Genomic DNA, 6,284 nt, shown 5'->3' with positions numbered 1-6,284 from the left:
GGGCGGCCGGGGCCTTCCTTTTCCGGTACGGCGTTACCTGGTGATCTTCCGCGTGTAGCTCTTGCCGGCCGAAGTGTTACCGACCTTGTCGGAGCCCCAGTAGGTGACCGTCAGGGTGCCCTTCTTGACACCCTTGAGGCCGAGACTCCAGGTGCCCCGGGCGGACGGCGTCACGGTGAAGACCGTCGCCTTGGCCGAGGCCTTGCTCTTCGAGGACGTCTTCACCCAGGTACGGCCGGTGTAGTAGTACCACTTGCCGTTGCGCTGCTCGATCAGCTTCACCCGGACCCGGGCCACCCCGACGCCCTTGTCGGTCGCCGTAACCGTGATCTTCGACCAGGAGGACGCCTTGTGGGCGTTCTTCGGCACGTTGAAGGTCACGACCGGCTTGTAGGTGTCCTTGGTGACCTTGACCGAGCCGACCGTGACCGGTGTGCCGGCCCCGGCCTGGTTGAACAGCGTCACCTTGACCGTGAACGTGCCGGCCTTCGGGTAGACGTGCGCCGCGCTGCCGACGTTCGGCGACATCACCGAGGTCGCGCCGTCGCCCCAGGCCACGGAGACCTTGCTCGCCTTGCTCACCCCGCTGAGGCTGAGCTTGACCGACTGGCTCGCCCAGATCGACCGGCGGTCCAGGGCGTACCGGCCCGGCTGCGCCGCGACGACCACCGTGGACGGACCGGTGAAGCCGGCCGCCGCGGTGTTGCCCGCCTCGTCGGTCAGCGCGACCGACACCGGGAAGCTGCCCGCGGCCGCGTAGGTGTGGGTCGCGGTCGTCGCGCCGGCCGCCAGGGTCTGCGGTGCGGTGCCGTCGCCCCAGGTGATGACCCGCCGGATGCCCGCCGGCGCACTCACGTCGTCGGTCAGTGCGGTCTGGGTCAGCGTGACCGCCTGGCCGGGCCAGAGCGCCGCCGCGTTCAGGGCGAAGGTGCCCGTCGGCGCGGTGGAGTCCGACACGCCCGCGGTCGCCCGCGGCGCGGGGTCGGCCGTGACCGGCGTGTGCGCGGCGAAGTAGTTGACCAGCATCGTCAGGTCGTTGTCGCCGGTCGTCACCTTGTTGCTGCCCCCGGCCAGGGCGGCGAAGTTGTCGCCGCCGGTGGCCAGGAACGAATTCGTCGTCACCCGGTACGTGCCCGCCGGGTTCAGCGTGACCCCGTTGAGCTTCAGCGACGAGGCGATGATCCGCCGGCCCTGCGGCTGGGCCGCGTCGTAGGAGTAGGTGAGCCCCTTCGACACGCCCAGGTGCAGCACCGGACGGGACGCCCCGGCCGGCTGCCACTGCTGCTCCAGCGCCAGCTTGATGTCGGCGCCGGTCAGCGTCTGGGTGATGACGTCGTTGGCGAACGGCTGCACGGCGAACGCGTCGGCGTAGGTGATCGTGCCGTCGGTGCCGTACTTGAGGTCGGACCGCAGGCCACCCGGGTTCATCAGGGCGAGCTGGGCCCCGCCCCGGCCGGCGTCGCGGGTCTGGTCCAGCTGGACGTCGGCGATGAAGTTGCCCATCACCGACTCGATGCCCCGGTCCTCGTTACCGGCGGCGGTGTAGCCGCGCAGGATGTCCCCGGTGATCTTGCCCAGGGTCTGCTTGCCGAGCTCGGCGGCGTTGGCCTTCGCCTTGGCCACGAGGTCGGCGATCGCCGGATCCGGCGTGACGCCCGTGACGGGGAGCAGCTCAGCCGTGGACGCGGTCACCGCGCGGGCAGCCGGGTCGTAGGTGAGCACGGCCTTGCCGAGCTTGAGGCCGTAGTCCTCGGCCTGGATGACCGGCCGCGTGCGCGACGTGCCGGGGACCGGCACCTGGAACGCGTACGGCTGGTGGGTGTGGCCGCTGAGGATGGCGTCGATCTCGGGGCTGACCTGGGTGTACTTGCCGAAGACGGGGTCGGCGGCCAGCTCGGCGGCCGAACCGATGTGCTCCGACGCGGCACCCTCGTGAGCCAGCAGCACCAGGACGTCGGCCTCGCCGTTCGCCGCGTTGCCGTCGGACAGCTCGGTGGCGAGCTTGTTCGCCTCGGCCACCGGGTCACGGAACTCGACCCCGGCGATGCCGCCCGGCGCGACCAGCGAACCGGTCTGCTCGGTGACCACGCCGATGTAGCCGACCTCGACGCCGCCCAGGTTCTGCACCGAGTAGCCCGGCAGCACCCGCTTGCCGTCCTGGTAGACGTTGGCCGCCAGGTACGGGAACTTCGCCCGGTCCTCGACCCGGCCCACCAGATCGGCGAGCCCCTTGTCGAACTCGTGGTTGCCGACCGCGGCGACGTTCAGCCCGCCGGCGTTCAGCACGTCCAGGGTCGGGTTGTCGTTGTCGATCGCCGAGATGAACGTCGACGCCCCGATGTTGTCACCGGCGGAGACCCACGCGGTGTTCGGGTTGGCCGCGCGCAGCTGGTTGACCAGCCCGACGAGCTGAGCGGCGCCACCGACGGCCTGACCGTTGACGGTGGCAGGCGACTCGAGCCGGCCGTGGAAGTCGTTGATGCTGAGCAGCTGCAGGTCGACCGGCGCGGTGAGCCCGGTCTCCAGGCCGATCACCACCGGGTCGTGGTCGCTGGCCCGGTACGGACCCGCGTCGTAGAACGGTGCGTAGACGTCGTACTCGTAGGCGTACGACTCGACGGAGTTGATGTTCCAGATGTCGACGCCGGTGACCCGCTCGGCGAGCGAGGCGGTGGCCAGCCCGTGGTCCAGGGAGCCGGTCTCGCCGCCGAAGACGTATGAGTACTTGTCCGGGGCGCCGGTCGTGTGCACATCAGTGAAGCCCTTGTCGTACAGGGCCTGCATCGGGTCTTCCCGCGTGTAGGCGTTGAAGTCGCCGAGCAGCAGCACCCGGTCGCTGCCGCTGCCGGCCTTCAGCTGGTCGACGAAGCCGGCCAGCGAGTTCGCCTGCCGGACCCGGTCGCCGTTGTACGGGCCCTGGCCGTCCCCGCTGTCGACGTTGTCGCCGCTCGGCGTGGTCGAGGCGCTCTTGGACTTGAAGTGGTTGGCCACGACGGTGAAGGTGATCGCGCCGGAGGTGAACGTCTGCGCGATCGGCTCGCGGGCGTTCGACCACACCGACTCGTCGTTGATCGACCGGGCCGCGCCCTTCGGGGTGACCTTGGCCGGCTTGAAGATGATCGCCGTGGTGATGAGGTCCTGCTGCGCGGCGGCCGGCAGCTCCGCCGGCGACCGCACGTAGTCCCAGGTGCCCGCGCCGTCGACCGCGTTCAGCGCACCGACCAGCGTCTTGAGCGCCAGCTGGGGGTCGTCGGCCTCGAACCGGACCGAGTTCTCGATCTCCATCAGCGCGACCACGTCGGCGTCCAGCGCGGTGATCGCCGAGACGATCTTCGCCTGCTGCTTGGCCAGCGCGGCCGCGTCGGTGGCGCCGCGCGCCTCGCCACCGAAGTGGACGAAGTAGTTGAGCACGTTGAAGCTGGCCAGCTTGATGTCACCGCCGACCGCGGCGGGCGCCGCGGTGCGCGGGTTGGTGTCCTTGAACGTCGTGCGCGCCGTGGGCGGGGTGGCCGCGTCGACCGGGGTGGTCGGCTGCAGCCGCCACTCGCTGAACCCGAAGCCCAGGACCGCCGGACCGAACGATTCGACGGTGTCACCGACGCGGACCGGGTCGGTCTTGGACAGGTACGGCGGGGCCAGGCCGGCCGAGGACAGGTTCGTCGTACGCCCGTCGTCGAGCAGGATCCGGCCGAGCTTGTTCGCGGCCTTGACCTGGGCCGCGGCCTCGGTGCCGGGGCGGGCCACGTCGGTCGGCACACGGGCCGGGGCGTGGCCGGCCGCGAGCACGATCTCGCCGTACCGGTTGGTGTTGTAGACGTCGGAGACGGTGAACGCGCCGACCGGCGCGACCAGCATGCCCTCGGCGGACTCGCGGGCGTCGTCGGCCAGCGGCAGGCTCAGCGGTACGGGCGCGGGCAGCGGCGCGTCGTGCGCACAGACCTGCACGTCGGTCTTGGCCGCGATGCTGAGCTGGGTGAACGCGTTGAACTCATTCGCCGTTCCACTGACGCGGACCAGGTCACCGAGGGCGACCGTGGGGGCCGTGCCGGTGGGCAGGTAGACGAAGACGGCGTCGGAGGCTGTGCCCGCGGTGACCGGGCGATCGCCGCCGCTGCCCGCGGTCTGCACGTAGATGCCGCTGTAGCCACCGGTGCGGTGGTCGGCGGTCACGACGCCCTCGACGGTGACCCGGGTGCCGGCCAGCGTGGTGGCGGCGCCGGTGCCCTGCACCTCGGCGATGGTGTGGTCGACCGCGACGGTGCAGCCCGGGGCGGGTTCCGGATCGGGATCGGGGTCCGGCGCGGCGGTGTTGCGCACGCCGAAGGTGTTCGCCGCCGGCGCCTTCCAGGCACCGTCGATCTTCTGCAGCGAATCGGCCGCGGTGGTGCTCTGTCCCTCGGAGACGCCGATGTCGGCACCGGTGGTGCCGGCCGCCGGGCCGCCGGTCGCGGCGAAGGCCCCCTCGTAGGTCAGGAACTCGGCGACCGCGCCGGCCGGGTTCACCAGGGCCACGCCGTCCGGGCCGTTCTGGATGCCGTCCACCGGATACCGCTGCACGACCACGCCGGCGGCCGGCACGGTCCCGGCGAGCGTGTCGGTGTCGTAGACGACACCACCGTTGCCGTTGTAGAGCACGATCTGCCAGCCGGACAGATCGGAGCCGGCGGGCGCCTCGATCTCGATGGCCTCACCGCTGTCGGTGCCGGAATTGTCGTAGTGAATTTCGCTGATGAATGGTTCCGCTGCCGCTTTCGCGGCGCGTACCGGCGCTGTTTCCGCGGCGCGGGTCGGCGCTGTCGCGGCGTGCGCCGGACCGGTGAGACCGAGGCCGAGGGTGGTGGCCACGAACGCCGCACCGAGAGCGTGACGCCCTGACCGGGATCGCGGAGCGACCCCGGCTGCGGGCAGATATCGACGCATTGAATTTTGTCCTTCCAAGGTACTGATGCGCCGGAGCGTAAGCAGGTCCAATGACGATCAACGCTCGTTCAGGTAACGAACAGGCATACGAGTCGGCACCCGGGCACGAGCATGGCTCACGTATAGTCGCCGCCGATCACCACAGCACACTTTTTCGACACGGGGGATTCTGCATGTTCCTGTTCCACCGCAAGGCTTTGACGGCTGCCGGCGTCACCGCGGCGGCGGTCGCCGCCACCACGTTCTTCGCTGTGCCGGCCCAGGCGGCGTCCGCCGGGGCGGCCAAGGTCGTCGGCTCCTCGGCCGTGCAGTTCAACGCGCTGCTGGGCAAGAGCAACGGGCTGACCATCACCATCTCGGGCCGCACCGTCACGCTCGACGACAAGGTCGCCATCAAGGCCGGCAAGGGCTGCAAGGCGGTCAAGGGCGACAAGACCAAGGTCAAGTGCAAGACCAAGAAGAAGACGTCGCGGCTCAGCGTCGCCCTCGGTGACAAGAACGACTGGGTCGTCAACAAGACCTCCGTCTACATGCTCGCCGACGGTGGTTCCGGCACCGACAAGCTCACCGGTGGCTCGGCCGCCGACCAGCTGCAGGGCGGCACCGGCAACGACAAGCTGTACGGCAAGAGCGGCATCGACACGCTCTTCGGCGGCTCGGGCAACGACCAGCTGGTCGCCGGCTCGGGCAACGACCGCATCGACGCCGGCCCCGGCGCCGACAAGGCCTACGGCGAGGCGGGCAACGACCTGATCCTGGGCGGCTCGGGCAAGGACATCCTGTCCGGCGCGGCCGGCAACGACGAGATCGCGGGCGGCTCGGACAACGACACGATCACCGGCGCGGCCGGCAACGACGTGCTCGTCGGCGACGCGGGCAACGACCGGCTCATCGCCTCGACCGGCGACGACATCCTCTACGGCGACGCCGGCAACGACACGATCGCCGGCGACGCGGGCAAGGACATCATCTTCGCCGAGGCGGGCAACGACAACATCGCCGGCGGCGACGGGGACGACATCCTGTACGGCAAGGCGGGCAACGACACGATCGCCGGCAACAAGGGCGACGACATCCTGATCGGCGAGGACATCGTGTCGGGCCGGCCGTACGGCAGCGACGCGGCCCTGGACCGGCTCGACGGCGGCGCCAACGCGACCGCGCTGGGCGACTACTGCCTGGCCCTGGCGGCGGCTTCCGTGCGGAACTGCGAGGGCACGGCGGATTCGGCTCAGGCGCGTACGGCTGCTCCGGCCGCACAGCTCGAGATCGCGCAGCAGGCCCAGACCCGGGCGGCCGCCGCCCGGGCGGCGGTCAAGTAACACCAGCACTGACGGACGGCCCGATCGGGCGGCGCACTTGCC

Annotated in this window: 2 protein-coding genes; one reads left to right on the top strand and one right to left on the bottom strand. The window is 70.6% G+C overall.

Annotated features, from left to right (window positions below):
* Positions 1-33 precede the first annotated feature (33 nt).
* Complete coding sequence (locus AB0C29_RS28655; RefSeq protein ID WP_360826332.1) at positions 34-4,845, bottom strand: ExeM/NucH family extracellular endonuclease; 4,812 nt, start codon at positions 4,843-4,845, stop codon at positions 34-36.
* A gap of 248 nt (positions 4,846-5,093) precedes the next feature.
* On the opposite strand from AB0C29_RS28655, the gene AB0C29_RS28650 reads away from it, so the two are divergent.
* Entirely contained in the window at positions 5,094-6,242 is a 1,149-nt protein-coding gene (locus AB0C29_RS28650; protein WP_360826329.1) for a calcium-binding protein, read from the top strand.
* The last annotated feature ends 42 nt before the right edge of the window (positions 6,243-6,284 follow it).

The sequence above is a fragment of the Actinoplanes sp. NPDC048791 genome (assembly GCF_040650095.1).
Taxonomy (GTDB): domain Bacteria; phylum Actinomycetota; class Actinomycetes; order Mycobacteriales; family Micromonosporaceae; genus Actinoplanes.
This window is presented reverse-complemented; position numbering and strand designations above follow the sequence as displayed.

Coding starts and splice junctions, on each gene's coding strand:
- AB0C29_RS28650 (WP_360826329.1), top strand. CDS start 5,094: ATGTTCCTGTTCCACCGCAAGGCTTTGACGGCTGCCGGCGTCACCGCG.